Origin of the sequence: Faecalicatena orotica, assembly GCF_003149245.1 — a bacterium.
GTDB lineage: Bacteria > Bacillota > Clostridia > Lachnospirales > Lachnospiraceae > Faecalicatena_A > Faecalicatena_A orotica.
The window spans coordinates 171,424-187,706 of record NZ_QGDL01000002.1; the positions used below are offsets into that span (position 1 = coordinate 171,424).

At 48.1% G+C, this 16,283-nt stretch carries 14 protein-coding genes; 10 read left to right on the forward strand and 4 right to left on the reverse strand.

Annotated elements, in window-relative coordinates; genetic code table 11:
- Nucleotides 1–60: 60 nt before the first annotated feature.
- Together tig and A8806_RS04645 are read left to right on the forward strand one after the other, a co-directional pair.
- On the forward strand, nucleotides 61–1,134 hold the full coding sequence (gene tig / locus A8806_RS04640; RefSeq protein ID WP_109730017.1) for a trigger factor: 1,074 nt from the start codon (nucleotides 61–63) through the stop codon (nucleotides 1,132–1,134).
- A 209-nt stretch (nucleotides 1,135–1,343) separates the two neighbouring features.
- Entirely contained in the window at nucleotides 1,344–1,586 is a 243-nt protein-coding gene (locus A8806_RS04645; RefSeq protein ID WP_109730018.1) for an HPr family phosphocarrier protein, read from the forward strand.
- A 154-nt stretch (nucleotides 1,587–1,740) separates the two neighbouring features.
- Here A8806_RS04645 and A8806_RS04650 read toward each other — a convergent pair whose 3' ends face one another.
- From A8806_RS04650 to A8806_RS04665, 4 genes are read right to left on the reverse strand one after another with little or no spacing between them, the layout of a single operon-like run.
- Nucleotides 1,741–2,928, reverse strand: a complete 1,188-nt coding sequence (locus tag A8806_RS04650) for a thiolase family protein (RefSeq protein ID WP_109730019.1) — start codon at nucleotides 2,926–2,928, stop codon at nucleotides 1,741–1,743.
- A 24-nt stretch (nucleotides 2,929–2,952) separates the two neighbouring features.
- Nucleotides 2,953–3,696 (reverse strand): 3-oxoacyl-ACP reductase FabG, encoded by a 744-nt coding sequence (gene fabG / locus A8806_RS04655; RefSeq protein WP_109730020.1) that lies wholly within the window; start codon nucleotides 3,694–3,696, stop codon nucleotides 2,953–2,955.
- A gap of 14 nt (nucleotides 3,697–3,710) precedes the next feature.
- Complete coding sequence (locus A8806_RS04660) at nucleotides 3,711–5,300, reverse strand: acyl CoA:acetate/3-ketoacid CoA transferase (protein ID WP_109730021.1); 1,590 nt, start codon at nucleotides 5,298–5,300, stop codon at nucleotides 3,711–3,713.
- Nucleotides 5,301–5,304: 4 nt separating this feature from the next.
- A complete protein-coding gene (locus A8806_RS04665) occupies nucleotides 5,305–6,918 on the reverse strand; it encodes a class I adenylate-forming enzyme family protein (protein ID WP_109730022.1) in 1,614 nt (537 codons plus the stop codon).
- 427 nt (nucleotides 6,919–7,345) lie between these two features.
- Between A8806_RS04665 and A8806_RS04670 the strand changes: the two genes are divergently transcribed.
- The 8 genes from A8806_RS04670 to A8806_RS04705 all read left to right on the forward strand — a co-directional run bounded on the left by A8806_RS04670 (nucleotide 7,346) and on the right by A8806_RS04705 (nucleotide 16,276).
- Nucleotides 7,346–8,089 carry an N-acyl homoserine lactonase family protein gene (locus tag A8806_RS04670; RefSeq protein ID WP_242995950.1) on the forward strand — a complete coding sequence of 248 codons (744 nt, stop codon included), beginning with the start codon at nucleotides 7,346–7,348 and terminating at the stop codon, nucleotides 8,087–8,089.
- 24 nt (nucleotides 8,090–8,113) lie between these two features.
- A complete protein-coding gene (locus tag A8806_RS04675; protein WP_242995951.1) occupies nucleotides 8,114–9,280 on the forward strand; it encodes a substrate-binding domain-containing protein in 1,167 nt (388 codons plus the stop codon).
- Nucleotides 9,281–9,372: 92 nt separating this feature from the next.
- The gene (locus tag A8806_RS04680) at nucleotides 9,373–10,893 is read left to right on the forward strand and encodes a sugar ABC transporter ATP-binding protein (protein ID WP_109730023.1); all 1,521 of its coding nucleotides are present in this window, start codon (nucleotides 9,373–9,375) and stop codon (nucleotides 10,891–10,893) included.
- Nucleotides 10,890–11,867 (forward strand): ABC transporter permease, encoded by a 978-nt coding sequence (locus A8806_RS04685; protein WP_109730024.1) that lies wholly within the window; start codon nucleotides 10,890–10,892, stop codon nucleotides 11,865–11,867. The genes A8806_RS04680 and A8806_RS04685 overlap by 4 nt, the downstream gene beginning before the upstream one ends.
- A complete protein-coding gene (locus tag A8806_RS04690) occupies nucleotides 11,867–12,823 on the forward strand; it encodes an ABC transporter permease (protein WP_109730025.1) in 957 nt (318 codons plus the stop codon). Before A8806_RS04685 ends, A8806_RS04690 begins: the two co-directional genes overlap by 1 nt.
- 98 nt (nucleotides 12,824–12,921) lie before the next feature.
- Nucleotides 12,922–13,938: a LacI family DNA-binding transcriptional regulator gene (locus A8806_RS04695; protein WP_109730026.1), complete on the forward strand. Its 1,017-nt coding sequence runs from the start codon at nucleotides 12,922–12,924 to the stop codon at nucleotides 13,936–13,938.
- Nucleotides 13,939–14,083: 145 nt separating this feature from the next.
- Nucleotides 14,084–15,358: an L-cysteine desulfidase family protein gene (locus A8806_RS04700; RefSeq protein WP_109730027.1), complete on the forward strand. Its 1,275-nt coding sequence runs from the start codon at nucleotides 14,084–14,086 to the stop codon at nucleotides 15,356–15,358.
- Between the two features lie 48 nt (nucleotides 15,359–15,406).
- Entirely contained in the window at nucleotides 15,407–16,276 is an 870-nt protein-coding gene (locus A8806_RS04705) for an aldose 1-epimerase family protein (protein ID WP_109730028.1), read from the forward strand.
- Nucleotides 16,277–16,283 lie beyond the last annotated feature (7 nt).

The following is a 16,283-nucleotide window of genomic DNA, read 5'->3' on the forward strand; positions in this document are numbered from 1 at the left end:
GGTAAAGTATGCAGAAATGGAAACTGCATGAATAAAGTGAAGATAACATGAGGTGAAAGAATGAAGAAAAGAATTTTGGCACTGACATTGAGCGTTCTGATGGCAGCGTCTCTCGCAGGATGCAGCAAGCAGCTCTCAAATGAATATATAACGGTGAAGCAGTATGACGGTCTTGAGGTTGCGAAAGTAGAGACTGCCGAGGTGACGGATGAGAATGTTGAAAGCGTGATCCAGACGAATCTGGGAACATCCGCAGCAGACGGCGGAATCACGGACAGGGCGGCTGAGAACGGGGACAGGGTCAATATTGATTATGTCGGAAGCGTGGATGGAACAGAGTTTGAAGGCGGCAGTGATAAGGGATCAGTACTCGAACTCGGATCTGGCAGCTTTATCGGCGCGAATGGAGACTATAAAGGATTTGAAGAACAAATCGTCGGACACAAATCAGGGGATGAGTTTGATATCACTGTAAAGTTCCCGGCAGATTACCAGAATGCAGATATGGCTGACAAAGTAGCTGTATTTAAGGTTACCTTAAACGGAATCGTTCCGGAACTGACAGATGACTGGGTAAAGAAAAACAGTGAAACATCCAAGACTGTAGAAGAATATAAAAAAGAGATCAGAAAACAGCTGGAAGATAATAACAAAGAGAGCATGGAGAACACCCTGCAGAACAATGCACTGGAAGCGATTGCGGACCAGGTAGAAGTGAAGAAATACCCGGACGGGGCCCTCGATGAGCAGATCAATTCCATCAAAGAATATTATACGAACATGGCAGCAGCCTATGGCATGGAATTTAAAGACTTCGTTGAGCAGGCCATGCAGATGACCGAGGAAGATTTTGACAAGCAGGCAAAAGAAGCTGCGGAGACAGCATTAAAGAGAAAACTGGCCTGTGAATTGATTGCCGAGAAGAAGAACCTGGAGCCGTCTGACAAGGAATATGAGGAACAGATTGCCGAATATGCGGAAAACGGACAGTATGAAAGTGTAGAGGATTTTAAAGAACAGGTCGGAGAAGACACTGTGAAAAATGCAATCCGCCAGCAGAAGGTTGGAAAATATCTGGCAGACAACTGTGTTCAGGTGGAACAGAGCGACAGCAGCACCGAGACAGCGAAGTAAAGGTTAAGAAAATTTAAGTCAAAGACAAGGGGCCCGTTACGGAAGAAAAGACGTGAACGGGTCCTTTTTATGCTATTACAGCATGATTCGACATAATTCTGCAAATAGCGACATAGTAATTTACAAATAAAGTCCTTGCTTTTAGGGAATAAATCCCAGTATTATGGATAAAATAACCATATACACAAAGTAAAGGAGGAAAACAGGACATGCAGAAAGTTCAGATTTGTTTTCGCCAGCCAGAAGATATTACTGAGTTTGTGGATATTATGAATCAGTGTGAATACGATGTCGATCTTAAAAGCGGGAAAAATATAGTAGATGCAAAATCCATTTTAGGTGTAATAGCAATCAGCAAAGCCGACCATGTCGAGCTTGTCATCCACAGTGATGATTGTGGAGAACTGCTGGATAAGATTCAGGCGTATGTACGGAAAAGGAACGCTGCCTGAGAAAGACAGCGGGCCTGACGGTGAAAAATTCAGGGCGGACGAAAAGTAAAGGAAGAAAGCCGGTATTCTGGAAAGACCAGAAGCCGGCTTTCTTAGCGCTTTCACGCAGGTATCTATTTTTGCAGGCAGCCATCAGTTATGAAAAATGGATTCATCAGCATTTTGTGAAATACATGGAAATCCCCTGCCCGCCCCCGATGCACATGCTGATCATGGCATCTTTTTTATCGGTACGCATTAATTCATACAGCACCTTTACGGTCAGGACTGCTCCGGTGGCCCCGATTGGATGTCCGATAGAGATTCCGCCCCCGTATATATTGACTTTCTCCATATCAAGCCCCAGATCTCTGCTTACGGCGTATGCCTGACTTGCGAAGGCTTCGTTGATCTCAAACATGTCGATATCCTTCAGGCTGATGTGAAGCTTCTCTGCCAGCTGCTCACTTGAGAATTTCGGGGAATATCCCATCAGTTCGGCATCGAATCCGGCAACGGTATAGCCCTCGATCTTCAACTTCGGCACGACTCCCAGCTCCTCTGCTTTTTCCTTCGACATAACGACAACCGCGGCTGCACCGTCATTCAGGCTGGAAGAATTGCCAGCGGTTACGGTCCCGTCCTTTACAAAGCAAGGCCGCAGCTTTGCCAGCTTCTCGATAGTCTGACCGTCTCTTGGCCCCTCGTCCGTATCAAACACGGTTACATTCCCTTTCCGGTCTTTCAGTTCTACGGGCAGGATTTCATCCTTGAATTTGCCCTCTTTTATGGCGGTACATGCCCGCTGGTGGCTCTGGAGTGAGAAAGCATCCTGTTCTTCACGTGAAACGTGATACTCTGTGGCTACGTTTTCTGCGGTAACACCGTTGTGGTTACCGTCCATCGGCCATGTGAGGATGTCAATGACCCCGTCCTCGAAGGTTTTGTGTCCCATGCGGGCTCCCCAGCGGGCGTCTTTTACATAGTACGGCAGCTGGGATATGCTCTCTGCCCCGCCTGCAACAACGACATCGGCGAACCCGGTCTGGATTTCCATGACAGCGTCGGCGATAGCCTGCAGGCTGGAACCACACTGTCTGTTGACTGAATAGGCAGTCGTTTCTTTCGGCATGCCTGCTTTCAGGCTGATGGCCCTTGCAACGAAGCCATTTTCGGCTATCTGTCCGACCTGTCCGATAATTACTTCGTCGACATCGGATGGCTGGATGCCTGCACGGTTTACGGCCTCTTTTACAACCATTGCGCCCATATCGATAGCGGACAAATCCTTCAGGCTCCCTCCGAAACTTGCGACAGGAAGACGGACCCCGCTGACAATAACAACATCTTTAAAATGATTCATGGCAAAATCTCCTTTCTATGAGTGTCAGACGATCATACCGCCGCCGACATTGATGACTTCAGAAGTGATATATGCGGCATCATCAGATGCCAGAAAAGCGACCATATTTCCTACATCGGACGGTTTTCCCGCATAACCCATCGGGATCCTGCCCATCATGCTGTCCCATGCGGCTCCATCGTTGACTTCCTTTAATTTTACGGTCATATCTGTCTCGATAAAGCCGGGGCAGATAACATTGCAGGTAATTCCTTTTCTTGCATTTTCTCTTGCAGCAGTCTTTGTCAGGCCGACAACACCGGCTTTTGCTGCCGCGTAGTTAGCCTGGCCGATGTTGCCAAGCCAGCTGCCGGAGGAAATATTGATGATTCTTCCGGAACCTTTGCCACGCATGTATTTCACGGCCTCCTGAGTTCCGTAAAAGGTTCCGGTCAGGTCGACGGCGATAACCGTATCCCAGTTTTCGGCGGGCATTTTATGGAGCATTCCGTCACGGTTGATGCCCGCATTATTGACCATGATATCCAAAGTGCCATAAGTATCGATAGCAAACTGGACCAGAGCCCTGACTTCTTCCTGCTTTGCGACGTTTACGGGGAATGCGCAGGCCGTGCCTCCTGTGCTGCGGATCTCAGACACGGCATCATCGGCAGGTGCCATGTCGGCAACTACGACCTTTGCCCCTTCCTCCGCAAGTTTTACGGCAATCCCTTTTCCGAGACCGCGTCCTGCTCCTGTTACGATAGCAACTTTGTCTTTTAAGCGCATAGATAAATCCTCCTTTATGATTGATTGGTATGAATGAAATCCCTGAGTCCAAAAGGCCCGTTTTCACGGAAGATGGCAGGATTCATTTCCTTTAGGTCAGGGCTTATAATTGGTTTAAATTCCATGAGGTCAAGAATCTGCGTCTGCAGGTCTATGCCGGGAGCTGTCTCGGTCAGGACAAGTCCTTCCGGGCGCAGCTCAAAAACAGCCCTTTCTGTTATGTAATGCATTTTCTGGTGCTTGCCGCGTGCAATATTTCCGTTATATGAAATCTGCTGAATCTTGTTTACAAATTTGATGAGGGAGCCTTCCCTGTCAATATGGAGCCTGTCCCCCTTAAAAGAGCACTCCAGTCCTTTCCCGGTGAATGAGGAACAGAAGACGACATGCTTTGCATTCGTTGTGATGTCGATGAAGCCGCCGGCCCCGGTCGGGTTCGGCCCAAGTTTTGTGGCATTTACATTGCCGTCACTGTCCACTTCCCCGGCGCCCATGTAAGTCACGTCCACGCCGGCCCCGTTGTAGTAATCGAACTGGTCGTCATGTCTGAGGAGGGCAAAATTATTTTTGGCAATGCCAAAATCAATCCCTCCCATCGGGATTCCACCGTAGATACCGGATTCTACGGTGATTGTAACGTCATCATCAATCTGTTCTTCCGCGATAATCGGACCGACCACATCGTTTGGTATTCCGGTCCCTACATTGAGGACATCGTTTTCGCGAAGCTCCATCAGTGCCCTCCTCCCGATTACTTTGCGGACCGTCAGCGGGAGTGCATCGGAGTTATCGGCTGGGACTTTGATATCACCGCAGTATGCCGGGTCAAAGGCAAAACTGTGTGTCTGCCGGTGGTCTTCCTCCGGGTTTGGGCACATGACGACGGCGTCGATAAAAATACCCGGGACCGTCACTCGTTTACAGTGGAGCGTTCCCGATTTTACTTTATACTTGGCCTGCGCGATTACCGTGCCGCCGAACTTCTTACACGCCATCACGGCGGAGAAGACTTCCAGATTCATAGCTTCTTCATCTGTCGTCAAATTGCCGGCTTCGTCTACATATGTCCCCCGGATGATACAATAGTCAAGCGGGATTGGTTTGTAACGCATATACTCTTCGCCGCCGATGGTAACGACATCTGTGATATCAGGGGCGGACCTCGTAATTTCGTTCATTTTTCCACCGTCGATGCGCGGATCAATGAAGGTTCCCAGACCAACCTTTGTGATCTTGCCCGGTTCTCCTCCCGCCATGCTGCGGTACAACTGTGCGAACTGGCCCTGGGGGATGCAGTAGGCAAGGATTTTATTGCCGGCGATCAGTTCCATCATCTTCGGCTGTAGTCCCCAGTGCCCGCCAATGATGCGGTACAGCATTTTTTCGTGGGCAAAATGCTGTATCCCACGGTCGCGGTCGCTCTGCCCGCAGGAATGGACGAGTGTAAGGTGGTTCGGGCTTCCTGTTTCGAGAAAGCGTTTTTCCACGGCTTTTAGGATTGTCTCGGATGCAGAGACGAGCGTCATGCCTATGGTGGCGATGGTACTGCCGTCCCGGATCATGGCAGCGGCTTCATCTCCGGTTACAAATACAGGTTTCCTCATAGTTTTAACCTCCTGGTTTAGATAAAAGTAAAGTTTTAATAGTTCTTTTGTCTACCTTCCCGTTCGGGGTGACGGGGATTTCATCCAGAATAAGGACTCTGGCCGGAATCTTATACTTTGCAATTCTGCCGCCTAACTCTTTTTGAATGGATTCCTCCGTGAGAATCATACCGGGCAGTGATTTTACGACCGCTGCGGCAACTTCGCCGTAGATCTCATCCGGGATGCCGACAACTGCGGTGTCTTCGACTCCTTCTATTTTGTAGATTTCGTTTTCCACATCAAAACTCCAGATCTTTTCCCCGCCGCGGTTGATCATATCCTTTTTCCGGTCGACAACGAAGAGGTATCCTTCTTCGTTGAAATATCCGAGGTCTCCTGTCCCGAGCCAGCCATCCTTCAGGGAAGGGGTGTCCGTCTTATAGTAGGAATCCAGAACGACGGTTCCGGATATCCAGATCTCACCGACAGCGCCGGGCGGGAGTTCTGCTCCGGCATCGTTTAAGATTCGGAAGCAGGTGCCGGGAATCGGAAGACCTGAGGAACCGATAAAGCAGCTAGCCCCGGCGTCCCCGGGAAAAATGGATGCCGGGGAGGTTGTCTCTGTCAGCCCGTAAACGGTGTGGAACGTACTGTGCGGAAGCCATTCATGGATCTGGCGCAGTTTTTCTTTCGGCATATTACTGCTTCCGCAGGCGAATGTCTTTAAACTCGGCAGATGCGGGAAATGTCCGGATTCAGCAAGCAGCATGGAAAATACTGTCGGTGAGGCATGCAGAAAAGTGACATTATGCTCTTTCACGCAGGTTAGTACCCTGCCGGCATTGAAATACTTATGGAGGTACAGTGTTCCGCCGGCATATACAAAGAGGCCTAGCAGAGCGACCAGCCCTGTGATGTGGTAAATCGGGATCGGGATGATGGAAACATCCTTTTCTGTAATGTGTAAGACTTTCTGATAGGAGACAACCGCATGCATGATGTTATAATTTTTGATTACCACACCTTTGCTCTGGGATGTTGTCCCGGAAGTAAACATCAAAAGGGCGGTATCTTCCCTTGTATCTGCCGGCATTTCGGGAACAGCCTCTTTTGATGTGAATTCCGAAAAACCATACCCAGCCTCCTGGTTACCGGACTTCAGGACGAAGATACCGTTGTTTTCACAGCGGGAAAACCAGCTATAGAAATCCTCATCGCAGATGATATGGCTTACATCGGACTTTGATACCAGTGAATTCACTTCCTGCTCTTTATATTTCGTCGGCAGGGGGATAGTCACGGCCCCTATTCTGATCAAAGAAAGAAATGCGACGCAGAACTCAAGGCTGTTGTACAGCATCAGGGCGACCCGGTCTTTATAACCGACATGGCATTCGCTGATCAGATAAGAGGAAAAGCCGTCCACATACTTTTTTAAGCAGGAATAACTGCATGTGCGCCCGTAATGATCTATAATGGCTGTCTTATCCGGATATAACCCGGCGGTATCTGACAGAGCTTCGTATAGATTGTGTGGTATATCAGGGAAGGTTTCGATTTCCCGGCCACTTTTAAGTTTCTGTTGCGTTAACTGAAAGGAAATTAAATCTTTCCAGAGTTCAGTCCCACGGTACATAAATGAACCTCCTTTTAAAGAAAACGGTTGCGTTACAATCTAATCTTATTTCAGAATGTTTTCAAAGTCAATAGAGTAAAAATACACAAAAATATATGGAAAAAATATAATAAGTGCACAAAATAATCTGAATATTTCCGGCATTACAAAACAAAACACTTGTATATCTCGAATGTTCAGATAAATGCGAAAGAAAACAAAGAAACTAAATTAAAAATATGTGAATAGTGCACAAAAATGAAAGACTAAAATGAATTAATTTAACAAAACGAATACTGAAACACAAAAAAATGAAGAGAATCGGTTGATTTTAGAAAAAGTTGATGATATAGTAGAGCCAACACGAGAGAAAACGGTTTCTAAAAATGGATGGTGGTGTTGCAGGAAAATAATGAAAACGATATCTAACAGAAAAGGAGGATGCATTATGAAAAAGTGGATAGTAAAGGCTATCCAGGCAGGGAGTATCGTACTGGACCGTTCCGCGATGACTCACTACAAGGGAAAAGGGGAGCAGATTACAGTTCCTATCTGGTGTGCAGGTGCAACTGACGGAGAACATAAAGTATTGGTTGACACAGGGATACGCGATCTGGAAGAGTACCGCAAGGCGGAGCCGGGGGTTATCCAGACCCCGGAACAGGACACAGTCGCGGCTGTAAGGCGGATTATGGGATGGGAACCGGAGGAGGTTGATATCGTCATCAACACGCACCTCCATTGTGACCACTGCGGAAGCAACGCAAAGTTCCGCAAGTCGAAATTTTACATACAGAAAAAGGAATGGGAGGCAGCATTCGCACCTCTTGTTCCGGAAGTGCCGTTTTATGACAGCTTATGCTACGACAAAAATGCAGTCAACTATTTTCAGTGGGAGTTTTTAAACGGAGATGCGGAGATACTTCCGGGACTTCGGGTGATTACAACGCCGGGGCACACGAGGGGCCACCAGTCAGTACTGTTTCATACAGAAGCGGGCGTTGTGTGTGTATCCGGTGATATCTGTAACGTTGCAGAGAATGTAAATGGGAATCTGGAGCCCAATATTGTTGTAATGGTACCGGAGACGTATGAGAGTTTCCAGAGAATCCGGCAGTCATCACACTATATCCTGCCGGGCCATGAACCGGCGGTTAAGGACGGGGCGGAAACATTTATTCAGGTACTTTAAAACAAAAGAGAAGGAGATCATTTTATGAAGAAGAAAGTATTGGCAGTTTTGCTTGCAGGATTAATGGTATTCGGACTTGCTGCATGCAGCAGCCCGGAAAAGAAAACGGATGAACCAAAAGACGATGCGCAGAAGACAGAAGAACCAGCTGCAAAGTCAGATAAGGACAGCGGCTTCGTAGTGGGATTTTCAAACGGATACTGGGGCAATACGTGGCGTGCGCAGATGGTAGAAGACTTCGAGAACCGTGCCAAAGAGTATAAGGCAGATGGTGTTCTCTCAGATTATATGGTTTCTAATACAAACAGTGATGCAACGGAACAGTTAAACCAGATCAACGCAATGATCGATGCAGGTGTAGATGCGATTATGATCGATGCCGTTTCTCCTACAACGATTAAATCAGCAGTGGAAAAAGCGCAGAAGAAGGGTATCCTGGTAGTAATTGCAAACGATCCGGCCGCTTATGAAGGAACGATCTGTGTCTGCGGAAATAACTACAGCTGGCAGAAAATCCAGGCAGTCTGGATGGCAGAGCAGTTAAACGGAAAGGGCGATATCGTTGAAATCTCAGGTGTTTCAGGCAATGCTGCCGATACTTTACGTGTACAGGCAAACAAGGATGTACTTGCAGATTACCCGGATATCAAGATTCTCGGCTCCGCTCCCGGCAACTGGTCAGAGACAGATGCACAGTCTGTCATGACGACATTTTTATCAAGCTATGACAACATCGACGCCGTACTGGCACAGGATGTTATGGGGGAAGGTATCATCAAGGCATACGAAAATGCAGGAAAAGAACCTAAGATTATGACAGGTGACTATACAAAATCATTCTTTACAAAATGGAGCACTATGCCGGACCTTACAACAATCGGCGTTTCTTATGCACCGGGCAGCGCCGTAACAGCACTGGACGTTACGGTACGCCTGCTTCAGGGAAAGACTGTGAAGGAAGACCTTCTTGTAGCAAATCCGATGGACGAAAACATGGTCAATTCGATCATGCTTGACCCGCCGTATGTTGTTACAAAAGACGGAGACCAGAATGCGGCATGGATGGAAGGACTGAACGGAACAAAGGCAATCACTCTGGAAGAAGCAGTGGACCTGCTTAAGGATTCCGCCGATACAGCAGCACTGGACGGATGGCTTACCCAGGAAGAGGTTGACCAGTTCTTTGAATAATAAGTAAATATAGAAATGCTTATAAATGGACTGGCGGACAATGAGGTAAAGTCCGCCGGTCTTTTGTTCATTAAACATAAGGAGGAAATTCGATGGGACTTGCTTTTCGGGATATATCGAAACATTATGGGGCAGTAGTGGCAATAAAACAGGCACAGATGGAGATAGAAGAGGGGGAGGTCAGGGCGATATTGGGAGGAAACGGGTCCGGGAAATCGACTCTGGCGAAGGTGATAGGCGGCCTGATCGGACGTGACAGCGGAGAAATCCTGTTTCAGGGGAAACCTATTGACTTTAAGTCCCCGAAAGATGCGAAAAAGCATCATGTCATTATGACAAGCCAGGAACTGAGCCTTTTTGGAAATCTGACTGTAGAAGAAAATATCTGCATCTGTGATGTCCCGGTGAAGGGGAAATTTACAGACAGAAAGAAACTGAAAGAAGAGGCTGTAACAATCCTGAAACGGATGCATCTGGAATCTCTGCTGGGGAAGAAAGTGGAGGAGCTGGCGGCTAACCAGCAGTATATGGTGGAACTGGCAAAGGCTCTGGTACAGAAACCAAAGATTCTGATTATCGATGAGATTACATCCGCGCTGTACCGGGAAGATGTGGAAATCGTAGATGATATTATCCGGGAGCTTAAGAAAACAGGGTGTATTGTCCTGTTTATTTCTCATCGAATGGTGGAATTGTATGCCATGTGTGACAGTGTAACGATCATGAGGAACGGGGAGACTCTGGGGACTTACCCGATGCAGGAAAAGACTGAAGACGAGCTCCTTTCTCTGATGGTCGGAAGAAAGATCGAATCCTATCATGGTGAAGGAAAGCATCATCAGGGGACGAAGAGGGATGTATTTATACGGGCGAAGCATATTCCGATCCCGTCCTATGGAACGGTAGAAAGCCTTGAGATTGGAAAGGGAGAAATCATCGGTATCGCGGGTCTGCAGGGGCATGGCCAGACAGAGCTGATCAGGGCACTGTATGGTGTTTCAGGGGAAATTGAACTGGAGATCGACGGCAAGGCCCACAAGCTGCATAATGCGAAGCAGGCCGTAGCACAGGGCTTTGCCTTCATTTCCGGTGACAGAGAAAGAGACGGGACATTCCAGGAACGGAATCTGTCTGAAAACATAGCGGCGGTCCAGGAACTGGTTAAACACAAAAAGATCGGTAATGCAAGAGAAATACTGGACAGTTTTCATGTCCGCTATGATAATCCGGGTGAGCTGATCACCTCACTCTCCGGAGGCAACCAGCAAAAAGTGGTGGTAGGCCGCTGGCTCTGTACAAAACCTCGGCTTTTGCTGGTTGACGACCCGACAAAAGGGATTGACGTCAAGGCAAGGGGGGACCTTCATGAGGTATTTGCAGAACTTGCAAAAGAAGGAAATGCCGTAATCATGATATCCAGCGATGACGATGAACTGGTCAGCATCACGTCTATGGCAGAAACATCCAGAGTCATTGTCATGTATGAAGGAAAAGTATCCGCGGTTCTGGAAGGGGATGCGATTAACAGAGAAAATATATCTGCTGCATCTATGCCTGTAAATACGATGCCGCAGGAAGGTGAAAAGAAAAGAGAGGCAGGTGCAGTAGAATGAATAAAGTAAAGAAAGTTGTAACATGGAGTGCGTTTCCCTCCCTGCTGCTTTTTATCGTATTTCTTGCCATTAACGGTGCGATCACAGGAGGGCTGAGCCTGTCATTTTTCCAGTCATTTATTGCGACTAATGCGGCGGCCATCTGCGTGGCAATAGGAGTTACCGCGACCATACTCGTAGCAGGTACGGATATTTCACTTGGTTCGATCGTATCTCTTGTAAATGTAATTATTGTGACCTTGTGTGAAAAGGGTTACTCTGTTGTGGCTGCGGCTTTGATCGCCCTCGGCTGTGCGGTTCTCTGCGGTATGATCAACGGATTCATCATCGGGGTCATGCGCGTCAACCCGCTGCTGACGACTTTTGCGACTTCTACGGCTTTTGCAGGGATTGCGCTGTGGATACTGCCCTACCCCGGAGGCTCGATTGATTTCAGCTTCGCGGACTGGTACAGCAGTAATTTGTTTGGTTTTATCCCCACACCGATCGTCCTGATCCTGATACTGGTACTCATTTGGGTCCTTGTGATGAAACTGCCGGCGGGACTACATCTGTTTGCGCTTGGAAAAGACGTAAAGAAAGCGTATGCGTCCGGCGTGAATGTAGTTGCGCTGAGGTTTTTCGTGCATACGTTTGCAGGGCTGGCCGCGGGTATTGCAGGAATCTGCATCAGCGCAAATACCTGCGCAGGCAGTCCGTCCATCGGGGCGAGCATGAGCATGAATTCCATCGCGGCTGCTGTTATCGGCGGTGTTTCACTGAACGGCGGGACCGGCAACATCTGGGGCGGCATTTTCGGGGCGGCGTTCTTAAGTATCCTTATTTCCATCGTGGTTTCCGCAAACTTAAGCTCCTTTGTCCAGAGTTTTATCCAGGGGCTGATACTTCTGATTGGTGTTGTGTTCTCTATTATTGCGGCGGATAAGGAACTGAAAGCAAAGATAACCGGCGTATTTAAAGGAGGTGCAAAGTAATGGAAAAGATAAAAAAGCTGAACAATCCATATCTTCCCGCGATTGTCGGGAGCATCCTGCTCATGATACTCGGTCAGGTACTGAGTTCCGGTTTTCTGTCCATGAATAATATTTCAAGTATCCTGATGACGGCTTCTATCCTGACAATGGCATCTATCGGGCAGGCAGCAGTCATCATTTCAGGAGACAGCGGGCTGGATATGTCGATTGGTGCAATTATGTCGATGACGGCACTGTTCGGTCCGATGGTGGCTGTAGGAAGTGGTGCACTTTCCTTTGCACTGATGGTTCCGGCTACGATTCTGATGGGGGCGGTCGTGGGACTTTTAAATGGCATTGGTGTGCAGGTATTAAAAGTGGTGCCCCTTGTCATGACGCTGATCATGTCGAGCGTTGTAAACGGATTTTCAATTTTAGTTACGAAGGGGCAGCCGTCTGTCACGGTCAGCCCGGAGCTCCAGAGTATCTCGAGAACGCTTGTCGGCCCGCTGAGAATCCTGCCTACTGTAATTATTATCCTGCTGGTTGTGTTGGAAGTTCTTTTCCTGCGCAGGAGCAGATACGGGAGAAGCCTGTTTCTCGCAGGGAATAACCGGAATGCCGCAAATCTGTGCGGGATCAACAGCCGTCTGGTCATTATACTGGCTTATGTTTTTGCGGGGGCGACCGCAGGGCTGGCGGGGTTAATGCTCGTCGGATACGCGGGCACTGCCCAGATGAACATGGCGAGCAGTTACACAATGCTCTCTGTCGCAGCAGTCGTAATAGGCGGGACAAAACTGACAGGAGGAAAGGGAACATTTATCGGCGGCGCGCTTGGATCACTGGTGCTGATCCTGATTACAAATATCCTTCAGGCGCTCAACATGGCAGCAGGGTTAAGGTCTCTGATACAGGGGATTATCCTGATTGCAATTCTGATGGTTAACAGCAGGGCGCCGAAACTTCGTCAATAAAGTTGGAAAATGGAGCCATAAAGTAAGAAAATGGTTGATTTTGCGGGGATATTAGCATAAAATCTGTATATCAGAGGAAATATAAGGAAACCAACTTTATGAAGAATGGAAAATATAGCATTTCAGACGTTGCGGAAATGCTGGGTGTGTCAAAGTCGACTGTTTCCCGCGCAATCAACGGCAACAGTGGGGTGGGGGACGAGCTGCGGAAGAAAGTTCTGGATCTGGTGGACGAGATTGGTTACAAACCGAATACAATCGCCCAAAGCCTTAGCAGGGGCCGTGTCAATATTGTGGCTTTGATATTGGGAGATATAAGGAATCCTTTCTATGCGGATCTGGCTTTTAACATTCAGAGGATATTGAACAGTCATGGCTATATGGTCATGGTTTTTAACAGCGAATATGACGTCCAGCGTGAAATCGAATTTCTGAAATTAACAATACAATTTAATTTTGCCGGGCTGATATTGATTACGGCCCAGACCGAGATCGTGGAGGACATGCTTCATTCGATGGATGTCCCTATGGTGCTTGTCAACCGTATTCTGCCCTCATATACAGGCGACTCTGTCCTGACGGATAATTTTCAGGCAGGGTATATGGCAGTGATGCATCTTCTGGAACTCGGACATAAGCATATCGGATTTGTCCGGGGGCCGGGAGTCTCTTCTGCATCCTCACAGCGTTTCGAAGGATACAGGCAGGCACTGCGTAACTTCAGCCTTCCTTTCAATGAAGAATATGTCTATGAAAGCGACCTGAAGATGGAAACCGGCATTACGCTGGCCCGGAATTTCGTGAAAGACTTAAAGGTACGTCCGAGCGCGATGGTTGTTGTCAACGATATGACGGCGATCGGATTCATCGACGGGTGCAGGGAAAATGGGCTTAGTATTCCGGAGGACCTTTCTATAGTGAGTTTTGATGATATCGAGTTTTCGGCCATGAAAGGGATTGAACTGACGACGATCAGCCAGCATGTGGATAAGATGAGCGAACACGCCGCAAGGCTGATGCTGAAGCAGCTGGAGGAAAAGGACGCAAAACCGGAGCGGGTCATTCTGGAACCGACGCTGGTCATAAGGAAGACAACCGGTCCATGCAAAGAATAAATCATTGTCTGCCGCAGTGTGCTGTCAAATGCATGCTGCGGCAGTTTTTTTGTTCACCACATTTCTTGCACTTTCGTTCAGAATAGTGTACATTTGTAATATGTGAATCGGATAGATTCCGGTATGTTTTGGAAGGAGAAGTCAAATGAAAAAATCAGATGAAAGGTATAGTGCGTATGTACAGATTCTGAAAGAAGAACTGGTTCCTGCAATGGGGTGTACGGAGCCGATCGCGCTTGCATATGCTGCCGCAAAGGCGAGAGAAGTGCTGGGGTGCCTGCCGGAGAGGGTACATATCGGGGCAAGCGGGAGTATTATTAAGAACGTGAAGAGTGTCATCGTGCCGAATACGGACCATTTAAAAGGGATTCCGGCGGCAGCGGTTGCAGGCATCATTGCAGGGCGCCCGGAGAAGGAACTGGAAGTTATCTCAGAGGTTTCCCGGGAAGAGATCGAAGAGATGCAGGAGTTTCTGGCGGAGAAGGAGATTAAAGTAGAGCATATTGACCACGGTATTACGTTTGATATTATCGTGACGGTTTCTGCAGGCGAGTCCTATGCACAGGTACGGATTGCGAATTACCATACGAATATTGTACATATTGATAAGGACGGTGAGATCCTGCTGGATATCCCGGTGCGCGGGGAGTCGGAGGAAGGGCTGACGGACCGCAGCCTTTTGACCGTGGAAGGAATCTGGGATTTCGTCCAGACCGTGGATGTGGAGGATATCAGGGAAGTTCTCCAGCGCCAGATCGATTACAATACCGCAATTGCTGAGGAGGGTCTGCGCGGGAATTACGGGGCGAATATTGGAAACGTGATTCTGGAGGCGTATGGGGACGACGTTAGAAACCGTGCGAAAGCGATGGCGGCTGCCGGTTCGGATGCGAGAATGAACGGCTGTGAGCTCCCGGTTATCATTAATTCCGGAAGCGGCAATCAGGGGATGACCTGTTCCCTTCCGGTTCTGGAATATGCAAAGGAATTAAAAGCAGACAGAGAAAAAATGTTCCGTGCACTGGCATTATCGAATCTGGTGGCGATCCATCAGAAGACGGGCATCGGACGCTTGTCCGCGTACTGCGGTGCGGTAAGCGCCGGAGCGGCAGCGGGCGCCGGGATTGCGTATCTGTGCGGCGGAGGATATGAGGAGATCGCCCATACAGTCGTGAATGCGCTTGCGATTGTATCCGGTATGGTCTGCGACGGTGCAAAAGCATCCTGTGCCGCTAAGATTGCAGCGTCAGTTGATGCGGGAATCCTTGGATATAACATGTATATCCGCGGGCAGCAGTTCTACGGAGGCGACGGAATCATCACAAAGGGTGTGGAGAAGACAATCCAGAATGTCGGCCGGCTCGGCAAGGAAGGAATGCGCGAGACAAACGAAGAGATTATTAAGATCATGGTAGAGTAGTCAGGCAGAGTCGCCATGATGAAATGAATGAGAATGGAGGAACTGGATATGAAACTGGAAAATGAATATCTTTGTGTAGAGATTTCGGAGGAAGGCGCCGAACTCACAAGAATTTATGACAAACAAAAGGAGACGGACGTGCTGTGGGAGGGTAATCCCGTTTACTGGAAACGGCATTCACCTGTCTTATTTCCAAATGTAGGAAAGACTTACCATAATACCGTGCGTATCCAGGGAACCCAGTATCCGACTTCTCAGCACGGGTTCGCAAGAGATAATACTTTCACATGTACGGTCTGTAAGAAAGACAGGGCCGAATTTCTCCTGCATTCGAATGAGGAGACGATGGAAGTGTACCCGTTTGACTTTGAACTTTATATTTCCTATACTCTGACGGAAAAGACAGTCGAAGTAAAATGGAAGGTAAGAAATCCTTCCGATGAGACGATCTATTTCACCATTGGCGGACACCCGGCATTTCGTTTTGCAGAACAGGAGGGGAAGAAGGACGATTACTGCCTGCATTTCCCGGGAAAAGAAAGCCTGCAGTATATTCTGATTGATCCTAATTCAGGCACGGCAAACGTGGATGAGACTTTCGAAATGGAGCTTCAGGATGCCAAATATCCGTTGTCTGAACAACTGTTTGAGAATGATGCACTGATCTTCGATGACGGGCAGATAGAGGAAGTATGGATCTGCAGAAAGGACGGAACGCCTTATGTAGGCATGAAGTGTGAGGGATTCCCGAATTTTGGAATCTGGTCTGTCAAAGATGCTCCTTTCGTATGCCTGGAACCTTGGGCCGGAAGATGCGACAACCGTGGATTTGAGGGGGACATATCCGAAAAACCCGGAATTAACAAGTTAGAAGGAATGGGAACATTTACGAAAACGTATCAGATTGTAGTTGCATAGATGATAT

What these genes read in the sequence shown, in the direction of transcription:
- A8806_RS04690 (WP_109730025.1), top strand. Translation starts at nt 11,867, where the DNA reads ATGGAAAAGATAAAAAAGCTGAACAATCCATATCTTCCCGCGATTGTC.
- A8806_RS04685 (WP_109730024.1), top strand. Translation starts at nt 10,890, where the DNA reads ATGAATAAAGTAAAGAAAGTTGTAACATGGAGTGCGTTTCCCTCCCTG.
- A8806_RS04680 (WP_109730023.1), top strand. Translation starts at nt 9,373, where the DNA reads ATGGGACTTGCTTTTCGGGATATATCGAAACATTATGGGGCAGTAGTG.
- A8806_RS04660 (WP_109730021.1), bottom strand. Translation starts at nt 5,300, where the DNA reads ATGAGGAAACCTGTATTTGTAACCGGAGATGAAGCCGCTGCCATGATC.
- A8806_RS04700 (WP_109730027.1), top strand. Translation starts at nt 14,084, where the DNA reads ATGAAAAAATCAGATGAAAGGTATAGTGCGTATGTACAGATTCTGAAA.
- A8806_RS04695 (WP_109730026.1), top strand. Translation starts at nt 12,922, where the DNA reads ATGAAGAATGGAAAATATAGCATTTCAGACGTTGCGGAAATGCTGGGT.
- fabG (WP_109730020.1), bottom strand. Translation starts at nt 3,696, where the DNA reads ATGCGCTTAAAAGACAAAGTTGCTATCGTAACAGGAGCAGGACGCGGT.
- A8806_RS04705 (WP_109730028.1), top strand. Translation starts at nt 15,407, where the DNA reads ATGAAACTGGAAAATGAATATCTTTGTGTAGAGATTTCGGAGGAAGGC.
- A8806_RS04675 (WP_242995951.1), top strand. Translation starts at nt 8,114, where the DNA reads ATGAAGAAGAAAGTATTGGCAGTTTTGCTTGCAGGATTAATGGTATTC.
- A8806_RS04670 (WP_242995950.1), top strand. Translation starts at nt 7,346, where the DNA reads ATGAAAAAGTGGATAGTAAAGGCTATCCAGGCAGGGAGTATCGTACTG.
- A8806_RS04645 (WP_109730018.1), top strand. Translation starts at nt 1,344, where the DNA reads ATGCAGAAAGTTCAGATTTGTTTTCGCCAGCCAGAAGATATTACTGAG.
- tig (WP_109730017.1), top strand. Translation starts at nt 61, where the DNA reads ATGAAGAAAAGAATTTTGGCACTGACATTGAGCGTTCTGATGGCAGCG.
- A8806_RS04665 (WP_109730022.1), bottom strand. Translation starts at nt 6,918, where the DNA reads ATGTACCGTGGGACTGAACTCTGGAAAGATTTAATTTCCTTTCAGTTA.
- A8806_RS04650 (WP_109730019.1), bottom strand. Translation starts at nt 2,928, where the DNA reads ATGAATCATTTTAAAGATGTTGTTATTGTCAGCGGGGTCCGTCTTCCT.